The 13,334-nt window shown below is 69.9% G+C and carries 10 protein-coding genes and 1 tRNA gene; 5 read left to right on the forward strand and 6 right to left on the reverse strand.

The features are described from left to right. Positions 1–4: 4 nt before the first annotated feature. Positions 5–913 (forward strand): ABC transporter ATP-binding protein, encoded by a 909-nt coding sequence (locus ABZ490_RS11070; RefSeq protein WP_358987663.1) that lies wholly within the window; start codon positions 5–7, stop codon positions 911–913. Next, a complete protein-coding gene (locus ABZ490_RS11075) occupies positions 910–1,626 on the forward strand; it encodes an ABC transporter ATP-binding protein (protein ID WP_358987666.1) in 717 nt (238 codons plus the stop codon). The genes ABZ490_RS11070 and ABZ490_RS11075 overlap by 4 nt, the downstream gene beginning before the upstream one ends. A 77-nt stretch (positions 1,627–1,703) precedes the next feature. Here the strand turns inward: ABZ490_RS11075 and ABZ490_RS11080 are convergent, their stop codons facing one another. Further along, on the reverse strand, positions 1,704–2,360 hold the full coding sequence (locus ABZ490_RS11080) for a response regulator (protein ID WP_358987669.1): 657 nt from the start codon (positions 2,358–2,360) through the stop codon (positions 1,704–1,706). A 102-nt stretch (positions 2,361–2,462) separates the two neighbouring features. Here ABZ490_RS11080 and ABZ490_RS11085 point away from each other — a divergent pair. Beyond that, positions 2,463–2,535, forward strand: a tRNA-Leu gene (locus ABZ490_RS11085). A gap of 106 nt (positions 2,536–2,641) precedes the next feature. Beyond that, on the forward strand, positions 2,642–3,409 hold the full coding sequence (locus ABZ490_RS11090; protein ID WP_358987671.1) for a helix-turn-helix domain-containing protein: 768 nt from the start codon (positions 2,642–2,644) through the stop codon (positions 3,407–3,409). Positions 3,410–3,416: 7 nt separating this feature from the next. Here the strand turns inward: ABZ490_RS11090 and pyk are convergent, their stop codons facing one another. Together pyk and ABZ490_RS11100 are read right to left on the reverse strand one after the other, a co-directional pair. Further along, positions 3,417–4,853, reverse strand: coding sequence for a pyruvate kinase (gene pyk / locus ABZ490_RS11095; RefSeq protein ID WP_358987674.1), 1,437 nt, complete (start codon positions 4,851–4,853; stop codon positions 3,417–3,419). 156 nt (positions 4,854–5,009) lie between these two features. Next, on the reverse strand, positions 5,010–5,714 hold the full coding sequence (locus ABZ490_RS11100; protein ID WP_358987677.1) for an SIMPL domain-containing protein: 705 nt from the start codon (positions 5,712–5,714) through the stop codon (positions 5,010–5,012). A gap of 174 nt (positions 5,715–5,888) precedes the next feature. Here ABZ490_RS11100 and ABZ490_RS11105 point away from each other — a divergent pair, with 174 nt between their 5' ends. Further along, on the forward strand, positions 5,889–7,703 hold the full coding sequence (locus tag ABZ490_RS11105; protein ID WP_358987680.1) for a 5'-nucleotidase C-terminal domain-containing protein: 1,815 nt from the start codon (positions 5,889–5,891) through the stop codon (positions 7,701–7,703). A 27-nt stretch (positions 7,704–7,730) separates the two neighbouring features. Here the strand turns inward: ABZ490_RS11105 and ABZ490_RS11110 are convergent, their stop codons facing one another. The 3 genes from ABZ490_RS11110 to pepN form a co-directional block, all read right to left on the reverse strand. Next, positions 7,731–9,152 (reverse strand): SidA/IucD/PvdA family monooxygenase, encoded by a 1,422-nt coding sequence (locus ABZ490_RS11110; protein WP_358987683.1) that lies wholly within the window; start codon positions 9,150–9,152, stop codon positions 7,731–7,733. After that, complete coding sequence (locus ABZ490_RS11115; protein WP_358987686.1) at positions 9,149–10,594, reverse strand: aminotransferase class V-fold PLP-dependent enzyme; 1,446 nt, start codon at positions 10,592–10,594, stop codon at positions 9,149–9,151. Before ABZ490_RS11115 ends, ABZ490_RS11110 begins: the two co-directional genes overlap by 4 nt. A gap of 132 nt (positions 10,595–10,726) precedes the next feature. Then, entirely contained in the window at positions 10,727–13,210 is a 2,484-nt protein-coding gene (pepN, locus tag ABZ490_RS11120; RefSeq protein WP_358987689.1) for an aminopeptidase N, read from the reverse strand. Positions 13,211–13,334: the final 124 nt, after the last annotated feature.

The raw sequence follows: 13,334 nt of genomic DNA on the forward strand, positions 1-13,334 counted from the left end.
CACCATGACCACCGACACCACCACCCCGGTCGCCCCCACCGGCGAGACGGTCCTCGACGCACGCGGCGTCACCATGCGCTTCGGCGGCCTCACCGCCGTCCGCGACGTCAACCTCACCGTCAACAGCGGAGAGATCGTCGGTCTCATCGGCCCCAACGGCGCCGGCAAGACGACCTTCTTCAACTGCCTCACCGGCCTCTACATCCCCACCGAGGGCGAGGTCCGCTACAAGGGCACCGTCCTGCCGCCCAAGTCCTTCAAGGTCACCGCCGCCGGCATCGCCCGCACCTTCCAGAACATCCGTCTCTTCGCCAACATGACGGTCCTGGAGAACGTGCTGGTGGGCCGTCACACCCGGACGAAGGAAGGTTTCTGGTCGGCCGTCCTGCGCCTCCCCGCCTTCCACAGGGCCGAGGCGGCCTCCCGCGAACGCGCCATGGAACTCCTGGAGTTCGTCGGACTGGAGAAGAAGGCCGAACACCTCGCCCGGAACCTGCCGTACGGCGAGCAGCGCAAGCTGGAGATCGCGCGCGCCCTGGCCAGCGAGCCCGGCCTGCTCCTCCTCGACGAGCCCACGGCCGGCATGAACCCCCAGGAGACGCGGGCCACCGAGGAACTGGTCTTCGCCATCCGCGACAAGGGCATCGCCGTCCTCGTCATCGAGCACGACATGCGCTTCATCTTCAACCTCTGCGACCGCGTGGCCGTCCTGGTCCAGGGCGAGAAGCTCGTCGAGGGCGACAGCGCCACCGTCCAGGGCGACGAACGCGTCGTCGCCGCCTACCTCGGCGAACCCTTCGAGGACGCCCCCGGCGACGAAGAGATCGCCGAAGTCGAAGCCGCCGAGGCCGGCGCCGCCCCGGCCGAAGCCGCCCCGGCGGACGCCGCGCCCGGCAAGGAGAACGACCGATGACCGCACTGCTCGAAGTCGAGGACCTCCGGGTCGCCTACGGCAAGATCGAAGCCGTCAAGGGCATCTCCTTCAAGGTCGAGGCCGGCGAGGTCGTCACCCTCATCGGCACCAACGGCGCCGGCAAGACCACCACCCTGCGCACCCTGTCGGGTCTGCTGAAGCCGGTCGGCGGCCAGATCAAGTTCAACGGCAAGTCGCTGAAGAAGGTCCCGGCCCACGACATCGTCTCGCTGGGGCTCGCCCACTCCCCCGAGGGGCGGCACATCTTCCCCCGCATGACGATCGAGGACAACCTCCGCCTCGGCGCCTTCCTCCGCAGCGACAAGGCGGGCATCGAGAAGGACATCCAGCGCGCCTACGACCTCTTCCCGATCCTGGGAGAGCGCCGCAAGCAGGCCGCGGGCACCCTGTCCGGCGGCGAGCAGCAGATGCTCGCCATGGGCCGCGCCCTGATGTCCCAGCCGAAACTGCTCATGCTGGACGAGCCCTCCATGGGTCTCTCCCCCATCATGATGCAGAAGATCATGGCCACGATCGCCGAGCTGAAGTCCCAGGGCATGACGATCCTGCTCATCGAGCAGAACGCCCAGGCGGCGCTGTCCCTGGCGGACCACGGGCACGTCATGGAGGTCGGCAACATCGTCCTCTCCGGCACCGGCCGGGACCTGCTCCACGACGAGTCGGTCCGCAAGGCCTACCTCGGCGAGGACTGAGGTTTCTCCGTACTGCGACTACGACGAGGCCCGCACCCCTTCTCCGGGTGCGGGCCTCGTCGTATGTGCGGCGGGGGTCAGCCCTTGCCGGCCTTCTTCTCCTCGGCGTCCTGGATGACGGCCTCGGCGACCTGCTGCATCGACATCCGCCGGTCCATGGACGTCTTCTGGATCCACCGGAACGCGGCGGGCTCGGTCAGGCCGTACTCCGTCTGGAGGACCGACTTCGCGCGGTCGACCAGCTTGCGGGTCTCCAGCCGGAGCGTGAGGTCGGCGACCTCCTTCTCGAGCTCCTTGAGTTCATTGAACCGGCTGACGGCCATCTCGATCGCCGGCACGACGTCACTCTTGCTGAACGGCTTCACGAGGTAGGCCATGGCCCCGGCATCGCGAGCCCGCTCGACCAGATCCCGCTGCGAGAAGGCGGTGAGCATCAGCACGGGCGCGATGCGCTCTTCCGCGATCTTCTCGGCGGCGGAGATGCCGTCCATCTTGGGCATCTTCACATCGAGGATGACCAGGTCGGGCTGGTGCTCGCGGGCGAGCTCGATGGCCTGCTCACCGTCACCGGCCTCACCGACGACGCTGTAGCCCTCCTCCTCCAGCATCTCTTTGAGATCGAGCCGGATCAGGGCCTCGTCCTCGGCGATGACGACACGGGTCGTCAGCGGCGGCACGTGCGACTTGTCGTCATCGGGCACGTCTACGGGCTGGGGCGACTCGGGGGCGGTCACGGGGGCTCCTCGTTCAGGGGCAGAGGTACTGCTGACAAGAGCGTACCTAGCTGCGGTAAGGTAGTGACACAGCGGGTGACCGCTGACCTTCGTTTCGAAGGGGCCCCGGTAGCCCAGCGGTAGAGGCCATGGATTCAAAACCCATACAGCGTCGGTTCGAATCCGACTCGGGGCACTTTTCCTTGGTTCCCAAGGTCACCACAGAAAAGCGGATGTTCTCGTTCTCGTGAACATCCGCTTTTTGCTGCGTGTCGCTGTGATCACCCTCCCAGAGTGGCCATATGTACGACATCAGCACACGCAAGCTAGCAGTCGCACTGGTCGCACAGGGCCGCAGTTTGAACTCGGTAAGCAAAGAGACGGGTATCTCCCGGTCTGCGATCAGCCGTTGGCTGACCCGGATTGAGCCGCTTGAGCGAACCCCGCCCTGCTTCCGCTGCCGGGATACGCCAGGAATCCCAGAGAACACCGCAGCGTACGCCTACCTTTTGGGCCTCTACCTCGGCGACGGCTACATCATCTCCAAGCCGAGACAGCACTATCTGATGGTCACCTGTACGGCTTCATGGCCCGGGCTGATCGATGCTGCCGAAAGCGCAATGCGTCAGGTTCTGCCCGAGCCAAGTGTCACCCGCCTACAACGGACTGGGTGTGTCGATGTCAAATCCTTCACCAAGCACTGGACCTGCGTCTTCCCCCAACACGGCCCCGGCAAGAAACACGAACGCCCGATCATCCTCGAGCCCTGGCAGCAAGGCATCATCGACGCTGACCCCTGGGAGTTCATTCGGGGCCTCATCCACTCCGACGGATGTCGGCTCACCAACTGGACCACACGCGTCGTCGCCGGGGTGCGCAAGCGCTACGAATACCCCCGCTACTTCTTCACCAACGTCTCCGACGACATTCGGCAGCTCTACACCGACACGCTCGACAAGCTGGGCATCGAGTGGACGCATTGCACCCGCCACGGAAACCCGTACAACATCTCCGTCGCCCGCAAAGCCTCCGTCGCCCTCCTCGACGCCCACGTAGGCCCCAAACACTGACTGACCCCTACTTCGGGCTGTCGTCCTCGCCCACGTGGTGGATTCGGACCAGGTTCGTCGCGCCCGAGACTCCTGGCGGGGAGCCTGCCGTGATGACGATGATGTCGCCCTTCTGGCAGCGGCCGTACCGCAACAGCAGCTCGTCCACCTGGGCGACCATCGCGTCCGTGGAGCCCACCGGCGGGACCAGGAAGGTTTCCGCGCCCCAGGTGAGGGTCAGCTGGGAGCGGGTGGACTGTTCCGGGGTGAAGGCGAGGAGCGGGATCGGGGAGCGGTAGCGGGAGAGGCGGCGGGCCGTGTCTCCCGTCTGGGTGAAGGCGACCAGGAGCTTGGCGTTCAGGAAGTCGCCGATCTCCGCCGCCGCCCGGGCGACCGCGCCGCCCTGGGTGCGGGGCTTGTTGCGTTCGGTCAGGGGCGGGAGGCCCTTGGCCAGGATGTCCTCCTCCGCCGCCTCGACGATCTTCGCCATCGTACGGACGGTCTGGATCGCGTACTTGCCCACGCTCGTCTCGCCGGACAGCATGACCGCGTCCGTGCCGTCGATCACGGCGTTCGCGACGTCCGAGGCCTCCGCCCTCGTCGGCCGGGAGTTCTCGATCATCGAGTCGAGCATCTGCGTCGCGACGATCACCGGCTTGGCGTTGCGCTTCGCCAGCTTGATCGCGCGCTTCTGGACGATCGGGACCTGTTCGAGGGGCATCTCGACGCCCAGGTCGCCCCGCGCGACCATGATGCCGTCGAAGGCGGCGACGATGTCGTCGATCGCCTCCACCGCCTGCGGCTTCTCCACCTTCGCGATCACCGGGAGGCGGCGGCCCTCCTCGTCCATGATGCGGTGGACGTCGAGGATGTCGCGGCCGCTGCGCACGAAGGACAGGGCGATCACGTCGCAGCCCGTGCGGAGCGCCCAGCGCAGGTCCTCCTCGTCCTTCTTCGAGAGGGCGGGGACCGAGACCGCGACTCCTGGCAGGTTCAGACCCTTGTGGTCGGAGATCACCCCTCCCTCGACCACCCTCGTGTGGACCTCCGCGCCCACGACGTCCATGACCTCCAGGCAGACCTTGCCGTCGTCGACGAGGATCCGTTCGCCCGGGGTCACGTCCTGCGCGAGGCCGGCGTACGTGGTGCCGCAGCGCTTGCCGTCGCCCGCGACGCCGTCCTCGACGGTGATCGTGAAGGTGTCGTCGCGTTCGAGGAGTACCGGTCCTTCCGCGAAGTGGCCGAGGCGGATCTTCGGGCCTTGAAGATCGGCGAGGACGCCGACGCTGCGGCCGGTCTCGTCGGAGGCCTTGCGGACGCGGTGGTAGCGCTCCTCGTGTTCGGCGTGGCTGCCGTGGCTGAGGTTGAGTCGGGCGACGTCCATTCCGGCCTCGACCAGGGCTTTGATCTGGTCGTAGGGGTCGGTGGCGGGGCCCAGGGTGCAGACGATTTTTGCTCGGCGCATGAGTCGAGCCTATGACTTACCGGGCAGTAGTGAATTGGGGGGACGTGACCGGGCAACAACCTTTTAGTGAAGGGGAGTTGACAAGTGTTGAATTGTGCGGGGTGCCGCTCTTATGAGCATACCGATTTCCCGGTCGCATTCCCCGAAAGGGTGAATTCATAGAGTCGGCGGCACCATCGTGAAGTGTGCGCTCACCTCGGCCCGGACCCGCATCCGCTCCGGCTCGAGGTTCAGGGGTTCGGGTGCGGACTCCAGGTCGTCCGCCGCCGCCGACATACGGCGTGCTCGGCGGCCGAAGCCGGACGGCGGCCGGCCGGGCGCCGTACCGGTTCCGGTGTCGGCCAGCTCGATCAGGGCGCCGATCGTCGTGCCGAGCGCCTCCGCGTACTCCTTCGCCCGCCGGACGGCGTCCCGCACCGCCTGCTGTCGGGCGCGACGGTGGACCGGCGAGTCGGGGCGCAGGGTCCACCAGGGGCCGTCCACCTGGGTGAGGTCCTGGTCGGCGAGGCGGGTGGTGAGTTCGCCGAGGGCGGTGAAGTCGGTCAGTCCGGCGGTGAGGTGCACGCGGCCGTGATAGGCGCGGACGCGTTCGCCGCGGCCGCGCTGTCCGAGTTCGGGGGTGATCGACACCGCGCCCGTGGAGACGTCGTCGACCGCGTCGCCGTAGGACTTGATCAGCTCGACGACCGTGGCGTTGCGGCGGGTGAGGTCGTCGAGGGTGGTGCGGCGGTCCTTGCCGCGTGCGGTGACGGTGATGCCGATGCGGGCGAGGTCGGGGTCGGTCTCCAGTTCCGCCTCGCCGCGTACGGCGAGGAGGGGCGCGTCGGGGGTGCCGTACGGGGGAATCCGCGGTGAGGTCATACGCCCCACCATGTCACGCCTTTCCCTTTTGCCGGGGCGGAGTTGACCCCTGGTCGCCCCCTCTGGTCACCAGATCGAAACCTCCGGGACCTGTTGCGGCCGGTCATGTCCGGGTCAGAATCTACGCGCGTTTGTCTACGCGCGTTGTTGACCATTCCCCTAGGAGCTCGCGACATGCCGTTGAACCGCCGGAAGTTTCTGAAGAAGTCCGCCGTGACCGGGGCCGGAGTGGCGATCGCGGGGGCGGCTGCGGCTCCGGCGGCGCAGGCCGCGGAGGCGAAGAAGCCGGGGAAGCCCGTCAAGCAGCCGAAGCGGTACGCGCTGACCGTGCTGGGGACTACGGACCTGCACGGCCATGTCTTCAACTGGGACTACTTCAAGAACGCGGAGTACACGGACAAGGCGGGCAACGCCCAGGGTCTCGCGCGCATCTCGACCCTCGTCAACCAGATCCGTGCCGAGAAGGGGCGGGAGAACGTCCTGCTGCTGGACGCGGGCGACACGATCCAGGGCACTCCTCTGACGTACTACTACGCGAAGGTGGACCCGATCACCGCCAAGGGCGGTCCGGTGCACCCGATGGCGCAGGCCATGAACGCGATCGGGTACGACGCGGCGGCGCTGGGCAACCACGAGTTCAACTACGGCATCGAGACGCTGCGGAAGTTCGAGTCGCAGCTGCGGTTCCCGCTGCTGGGCGCGAACGCGGTGGACGCCAAGACGCTGCGGCCGGCCTTCCAGCCGTACGCCATCAGGACGTTCTGCGTGAAGGGCGCGCCGCCGGTCAAGGTGGCGATCCTGGGTCTGACCAACCCCGGTATCGCGATCTGGGACAAGGCCTACGTGCAGGGCAAGCTGGCGTTCCCGGGGCTGGAGGAGCAGGCCGCGAAGTGGGTGCCGAGGCTGAAGGCGCTGGGCGCGGACGTGGTGGTCGTGTCGGCGCACTCGGGCTCGTCGGGCACGTCCTCGTACGGTGACCAGCTGCCGTACGTCGAGAACTCGGCGGCGCTGGTGGCGCAGCAGGTGCCGGACATCGACGCGGTGCTGGTCGGGCACGCGCACGTGGAGATTCCCGAGCTGAAGGTGACGAACGCGAAGACCGGGAAGACGGTCGTCCTGTCGGAGCCGCTGGCGTACGCGGAGCGGCTGTCCGTGTTCGACATCGAGCTGGTGTTCGACAAGGGGCGGTGGACGGTCGAGTCCGTGGCGTCGAAGGTGCTGAACTCCAACACCGTGGCCGACGACCCGAAGATCACCAAGCTGCTCTCGGACGAGCACGCGAAGGTCGTGGAGTACGTCAACCAGGTGGTCGGTTCGGCGACGGAGACGCTGACGACGGTCGAGGCGCGGTACAAGGACGCCCCGATCATCGACCTGATCACGAAGGTCCAGGAGGACGTCGTCAAGGCGGCGCTGGCGGGGACGTCGTACGCGTCGCTGCCGGTGATCTCGCAGGCGTCGCCGTTCTCCCGTACGTCGGAGATCCCGGCCGGCAATGTGACGATCCGGGATCTGTCGAGCCTGTACGTGTACGACAACACGCTGGTGGCGAAGCTGCTGACGGGTGCGCAGGTCAAGGCGTACCTGGAGTACTCGGCGGAGTACTTCGTGCAGACGGCCGCGGGCACCGTCGTGGACGTCGACAAGCTGACGAACGCGAACAACCGGCCGGACTACAACTACGACTATGTGTCGGGGCTGTCGTACGACATCGACATCGCGCAGGCGCCGGGTTCGCGCATCAAGAACCTGACGTTCGGCGGGGCGGCGCTGGACGACGCCCAGCAGTTCGTGTTCGCGGTGAACAACTACCGGGCGAACGGTGGCGGCGCGTTCCCGTATGTGGCCTCCGCCACCGAGCTGTGGTCGGAGTCGACGGAGATCCGGACGCGGATCGCGGAGTGGGTGACCGCGAAGGGCGTGCTGGACCCGAAGGACTTCTCGTCGGTGGACTGGAAGCTCACGCGGGACGGTACGCCGGTGTTCTGAGCCGTGCTCTGAACTGAGGTGGCGGCCTCAGATCGCGTCGCGCAGGGGGGTCAGTGTGGGGGGCCGGCGTGCGGGCGGGATCTGGGGCTGTCGCTGTTCCAGGCCGAAGGTGGTGAAGGCGGTGCGGGTGGGCAGGGGGTAGTTGTCCTTGCCGGTGAGGGTGTTGAGGACGGTGGCGCTGCGCCAGGCGGCGAGGCCGAGGTCGGGGGCGCCGACGCCGTGGGTGTGGCGTTCGGCGTTCTGGACGTGGATCTGGCAGCCGGTGGCGGTGATGGAGGGGTCGAGGACGAGGCGGAACTGCGCGTCGATGCGGGGGCGTCCGGCGCTGTCGCGGCGCAGATAGGGGTCGAGCCCGGCGAGCATGCGGTCGAGGGGGCGTTCGCGGTGGCCGGTGGCGAGGACGACGGCGTCGGTGGTGAGGCGGGAGCGGGTGTTCTGCTGGGTGTGTTCGAGGTGGAGTTCGACGCGGTGGGTGGAGATGCGGCCGGCGGTGCGGACCTGGACGCCGGGGGTGAGGACGGCGTCGGGCCAGCCGCCGTCGAGGGTGCGTCGGTAGAGCTCGTCGTGGATGGCGGCGAGGGTGCCGGCGTCGATGCCCTTGTGGAGCTGCCACTGTGCGCCGACGAGGCGGTCGCGGACGGGTTCGGTGAGGGCGTGGAAGTAGCGGGTGTAGTCGGGGGTGAAGTGTTCGAGGCCGAGCTTGGAGTACTCCATGGGGGCGAAGGCCTCGGTGCGGCCGATCCAGTGGAGCCGTTCGTGACCGGCGGGGCGGTGCCGTAGGAGGTCGAGGAAGACCTCGGCGCCGGACTGTCCCGATCCGACGACGGTGACATGGCCGGCCGCGAGGAGGGTGTCGCGGTGGGCGAGGTAGTCGGCGGCGTGCAGGACGGGGACGCCGGGGGTGTCGACGAGGGGGCGCAGGGGGTCGGGGACGTGGGGTTCGGTGCCGATGCCGAGGACGACGTTCCTGGTGTGGGTGCGGCCGAGGGCCTCGGCTTCGCCGTCGGTGTCGAGCTGGGTGAAGTCGACTTCGAAGATGTCGCGTTCGGGGTTCCAGCGGACGGCGTCGACCTGGTGGCGGAAGTGGAGTCCGGGGAGGTGGTCGGCGACCCAACGGCAGTAGGTGTCGTACTCGGCGCGCTGGATGTGGAAGCGCTCGGCGAAGTAGAAGGGGTAGAGGCGGTGGTGGGTTCTGAGGTAGTTGAGGAAGCTCCAGGGGCTGGTGGGGTCGGCGAGGGTGACGAGGTCGGCGAGGAAGGGGACCTGGACGCGGGCGCCGTCGATGAGGAGGCCGGGGTGCCAGTCGAAGCGGGGGCGTTGTTCGTAGAAGACGGCGTCGAGTTCGGCGAGGGGGTGGGCGAGGGCGGCGAGGGAGAGGTTGCTGGGGCCGATGCCGATGCCGACGAGGTCGCGGGGGGTGTCGATGTCCGGGGGTGGGGGCGTGTTCATGCGGGGGTGCTTCCTTCGAGGAGGGCGGCCAGGTCGTGGGGGCGGGTGTGGGGGTTGAGGAGGGTGGCCTTGAGCCAGAGGCGGCCGTCGAGGCGGGCGCGGCCCAGGACGGCGTGGCCGTCGGTGAGGAGGCGGCGGCGTATCTCCGCGACGGCGGTGTCGGTGGCGCCGGTGGGGCGGAAGAGGACGGTGCTGATGGTGGGCGGGGCGTGGAGTTCGAGGCCGGGGTGGTCGCGGACGAGGGCGGCGAAGGCGTGGGCGTGGTCGCAGACCTGGTCGACGAGGGCGCCTAGGCCGTGGCGGCCGAGGGTCTTGAGGGTGACGGCGATCTTGAGGACGTCGGGTCGGCGGGTGGTGCGCAGGGAGCGGCCGAGGAGGTCGGGGAGCCCGGCTTCGGTGTCGTCGTCGGCGTTGAGATAGTCGGCGTGCTGGTGCAGGGCGGTGAGGTCGGCGGGGTCGCGGACGGCGAGGAGTCCGGCGGCGACGGGTTGCCAGCCGAGTTTGTGCAGGTCGAGGGTGACGGTGTGGGCGGCGTCGAGTCCGGCGAGCCGGGGGCGGTGGCGGTCGCTGAAGAGGAGGCCGCCTCCGTAGGCGGCGTCGATGTGGAGGCGGGCGCCGTGGGCCGCGCAGACGGCGGCGAGGTCGGGGAGGGGGTCGATGAGTCCGGCGTCGGTGGTGCCCGCGGTGGCGGCGACCAGGTGGGGGCCGGGGACGGCGGTGAGGGCGGCGTCGAGGGCGGCCGGGTCGAGGGTGCCGGCGGGGGCGGGGACGACGACGGGCCGCGGCAGACCGAGGAGCCAGGCGGCGCGGGCCAGGGAGTGGTGGGCGTTGGCACCGCACAGGAGGCGGAGGCCGGGTCCGAGGGTCTCGCGGGCAAGGAGGAGGGCGAGCTGGTTGGCCTCGGTGCCGCCGGTGGTGACGAGGGCGTCGGGGTGGGGCGGCTGCGGTGCGTCGACGGCGGGTGCCTGGCTCGCCACGGCCCGCGGCGGAGCCGCATCTCGACGGGGCCCCGCGTCCCCGGGCGTCTCGCCGTAGACCTCCTTCGCGAGGGCCCGTGTCACCAGGGCCTCCAGTTCCGAGGCCGCGGGGGCCTGGTCCCAGGAGTCGAGGGAGGGGTTGAGGGCGGAGACGGCGAGGTCGGCGGCGGTGGCGACGGCGAGCGGCGGGCAGTGCAGATGGGCGGCGCAGCGGGGGTGCGCGGGGTCGGCGGAGCCTTCGGCGAGGGCGCGGACGAGGGTGGGCAGGGCCTCGGGGTCGCCGTGTTCGGGGAGTACGTCGCCGACGGCGGCGCTCAGCCGGGCGGCGACCGCGTCGGGGCCGCCGGCCGGGAGGGGTCCGCCGCGGGCGGTGCGGCCCGCGTCCAGGGCGTCGAGGACGGTGGCGAGGAGCGGCCGGAGTGCGTCGGTGGCTTCGGGGCCTGAGGCGAGCGGCGGGGTGCTCATGGGGTCCTCCGGGCGGGCGCGTGGCGGGGGGTTCCACCTTGTACGCCGGTGCGGGGACACGCCCGAAGAGAGCGACGATCGGTACCCGAAAGGGGGTACCGATCGTCACGGTCGTCGCGGGCCGGGCCGGTGCTAGGCGGTGCGCACCTTCAACGCTCGGCGCAGGTCGTCGAGTTGGTCGGTGAGTTTGCGGCGCAGGGCCGGGATGGGGTCGGTGTCGCGCAGGCAGGTGTCGCCGAGGGCGAGGGCCTCGGGGTCGACGGCGTGGGCGGGGAAGGCCCAGTGGCCCGCGGCGTCGGCGATGGCGGGGCCGCGGCGGGCGGCGACGGCGACGGCGTCCTCGTAGTAGCGGGAGACGTACGGGCGGACCAGGTCGGCCTGTTCGGGCTGCCAGAAGCCCTGGGCGGTGGCGGTGAAGAGGTAGTTGGAGAGGTCGTCGGAGGCGAACATGGCGGCCCAGGCCCTGGCCTTGGCGTCCTCGTCGGGGAGTGCGGCGCGGCAGCGGGCGGCGCCCTCGCGGCCGGTGGCGGAGGGGTCGCGGTCGAGTTCGGCGGCGATGGCGCTCTCGTCGGTGGCGCCGAGGACGGCGAGCCGGGCGAGGACGCGCCAGCGCAGGTCGGGGTCGAGTTCGGGGCCGCCGGGGACGGTGCCGTCGGCGAGCCAGGCGGCGATGGTGTCGGGTTGGGCGGCGACGCTGATGAAGTGGCGTACGGCGATCAGGCGCAGGCCGGGGTGGTCGCCGTCCTCGGTGCGGCGGATGAGTGCGCGGCACAGGGCGGAGAGGGAGGCGAGGGCGGCGGGCCGGTCGGCGGGATCGAGGTAGCGGCCGGCGATCTGGCCGCCGGCGAAGGCGAGGACGCCCTGGGCGAGGGCGAGGTCGGTCTCGTGCGGGAGGTGGGCGCGGGCGGCGTCGAGGTAGGCGGTGGGGGCGAGTTCGCCGTCGCGGACGGCGTCGCGCAGGGCGTTCCAGACGACGGCGCGGGTGAGCGGGTCGGGCAGTCCGCAGAGGTTGGCGGTGACGCCCTGGAAGGAGTGGGCGTCGAAGCGGATCTTGGCGTAGGTGAGGTCGCCGTCGTTGAGCAGGAGCAGGGTGGGGCGCTTGCCGATGGGGACGGGTGCGTCCTGCGGGACGTCGAGTTCGAGGCGGGCGCGCCGGGTGAGGCGGCCCTCGTCGCCGGGGAGGTCGAGGTCGTAGAGGCCGACGGCGATGCGGTGGGGGCGGTTGCCGGTGCGTTCGACGGTGAGGTGGTGGTCGCCGTTGTCGCCGGTGACGGCGGGGGTGAGGGTGTCGACGCCGGTGGTGCGCAGCCAGGCGTCGGCCCAGGCGTGGACGTCGCGGTCGGTGCCGGCGGCGAGGGAGTCGATGAAGTCGGCGAGGGTGGCGTTGGCGAACCGGTGGCGGGCGAAGTGGGTGTTGATGCCGGCCAGGAAGTCCTTCTCGCCGAGCCAGGTGACGAGTTGGCGCAGGGCGGAGGCGCCCTTGGCGTAGGAGATGCCGTCGAAGTTGAGGAGGGCGGAGGCGGTGTCGGGGACGTCCTCGGGGGCGACGGGGTGGGTGGAGGGGCGCTGGTCGGCGTCGTAGCCCCAGGCCTTGCGGACGACGCCGAAGTCGGTCCAGGTGTCGGTGAAGCGGGTGGCTTCGGTGAGGGTCTGGTAGCCCATGTACTCGGCGAAGGACTCGTTGAGCCAGATGTCGTCCCACCAGGTGAGGGTGACGAGGTCGCCGAACCACATGTGGGCCATCTCGTGGGCGACGACCATGGCGCGGGTCTGGCGTTCGGTGTCGGTGACGGCGGAGCGGTAGACGAACTCGTCGCGGAAGGTGACGAGTCCGGGGTTCTCCATGGCGCCGGCGTTGAACTCGGGGACGAAGGCCTGGTCGTAGGAGTCGAAGGGGTAGGGCTCCTCGAACTTCTCGTGGTAGCGGTCGAAGCACGCGCGCGTGATGTCGAGGAGTTCGTCGGCGTCGGCGTCGAGGTGGGGGGCGAGCGAGCGGCGGCAGTGCAGGCCGAAGGGCAGGCCGCGGTGCTCGGTGCGCACGGAGTGCCAGGGGCCGGCGGCGACGGCGACGAGGTAGGTGGAGATGAGGGGGGTGGTGGCCGCGCGCCACTGTCCGTCGCCGAGGTGTTCGGTGATGCCGTTGGCGAGGACGGTCCAGCCCTCGGGGGCCCGGACGGTGAGGTCGAAGACGGCCTTGAGGTCGGGCTGGTCGAAGGCGGCGAAGACGCGCTGGACGTCGTCCATGAAGAGCTGGGTGTAGAGGTAGGTCTCACCGTCGCTGGGGTCGGTGAAGCGGTGCATGCCCTCGCCGGTGCGGGAGTAGCGCATGTCGGCGTCGACGCGCAGTTCGTGTGCGCCGGCGGCGAGGTTCTTCAGGGCGATCCGGTTGCCGTCGAGGCTGTCGGGGTCGAGGGGCTGTCCGTCGAGCGTGACCGAGCGCAGTTCGGCGGGCTTGATCTCGACGAAGGTGTCCCCATCGGTGTGCGCGGTGAACCTGATGGCGGTGCGGGAGCCGAAGGTCTCGTCGCCGGTGGTCAGGTCGAGCTCGATGGTGTAGCGGTGGACGTCGAGGAGCCGGGCACGGCTCAGCGCTTCGTCGCGCGTCAGTACGGACATGCACGACATGCTGCCTGATGCCGCAGGCCGGGCACAGGGGCGGTTCGTTACGCGCCCAATGTCCCTTCTCGCGCCGGAGGCGCCGGGCATCGCCCGTGGATGGGGGCGGGGCCCGGCCGGATCT

The organism is Streptomyces sp. NPDC005811, from assembly GCF_040630405.1.
GTDB lineage: Bacteria > Actinomycetota > Actinomycetes > Streptomycetales > Streptomycetaceae > Streptomyces.

What these genes read in the sequence shown, in the direction of transcription:
- ABZ490_RS11070 (WP_358987663.1), top strand. Translation starts at nt 5, where the DNA reads ATGACCACCGACACCACCACCCCGGTCGCCCCCACCGGCGAGACGGTC.
- ABZ490_RS11075 (WP_358987666.1), top strand. Translation starts at nt 910, where the DNA reads ATGACCGCACTGCTCGAAGTCGAGGACCTCCGGGTCGCCTACGGCAAG.
- ABZ490_RS11090 (WP_358987671.1), top strand. Translation starts at nt 2,642, where the DNA reads ATGTACGACATCAGCACACGCAAGCTAGCAGTCGCACTGGTCGCACAG.
- pyk (WP_358987674.1), bottom strand. Translation starts at nt 4,853, where the DNA reads ATGCGCCGAGCAAAAATCGTCTGCACCCTGGGCCCCGCCACCGACCCC.
- ABZ490_RS11100 (WP_358987677.1), bottom strand. Translation starts at nt 5,714, where the DNA reads ATGACCTCACCGCGGATTCCCCCGTACGGCACCCCCGACGCGCCCCTC.
- ABZ490_RS11105 (WP_358987680.1), top strand. Translation starts at nt 5,889, where the DNA reads ATGCCGTTGAACCGCCGGAAGTTTCTGAAGAAGTCCGCCGTGACCGGG.
- ABZ490_RS11110 (WP_358987683.1), bottom strand. Translation starts at nt 9,152, where the DNA reads ATGAACACGCCCCCACCCCCGGACATCGACACCCCCCGCGACCTCGTC.
- ABZ490_RS11115 (WP_358987686.1), bottom strand. Translation starts at nt 10,594, where the DNA reads ATGAGCACCCCGCCGCTCGCCTCAGGCCCCGAAGCCACCGACGCACTC.
- pepN (WP_358987689.1), bottom strand. Translation starts at nt 13,210, where the DNA reads ATGTCCGTACTGACGCGCGACGAAGCGCTGAGCCGTGCCCGGCTCCTC.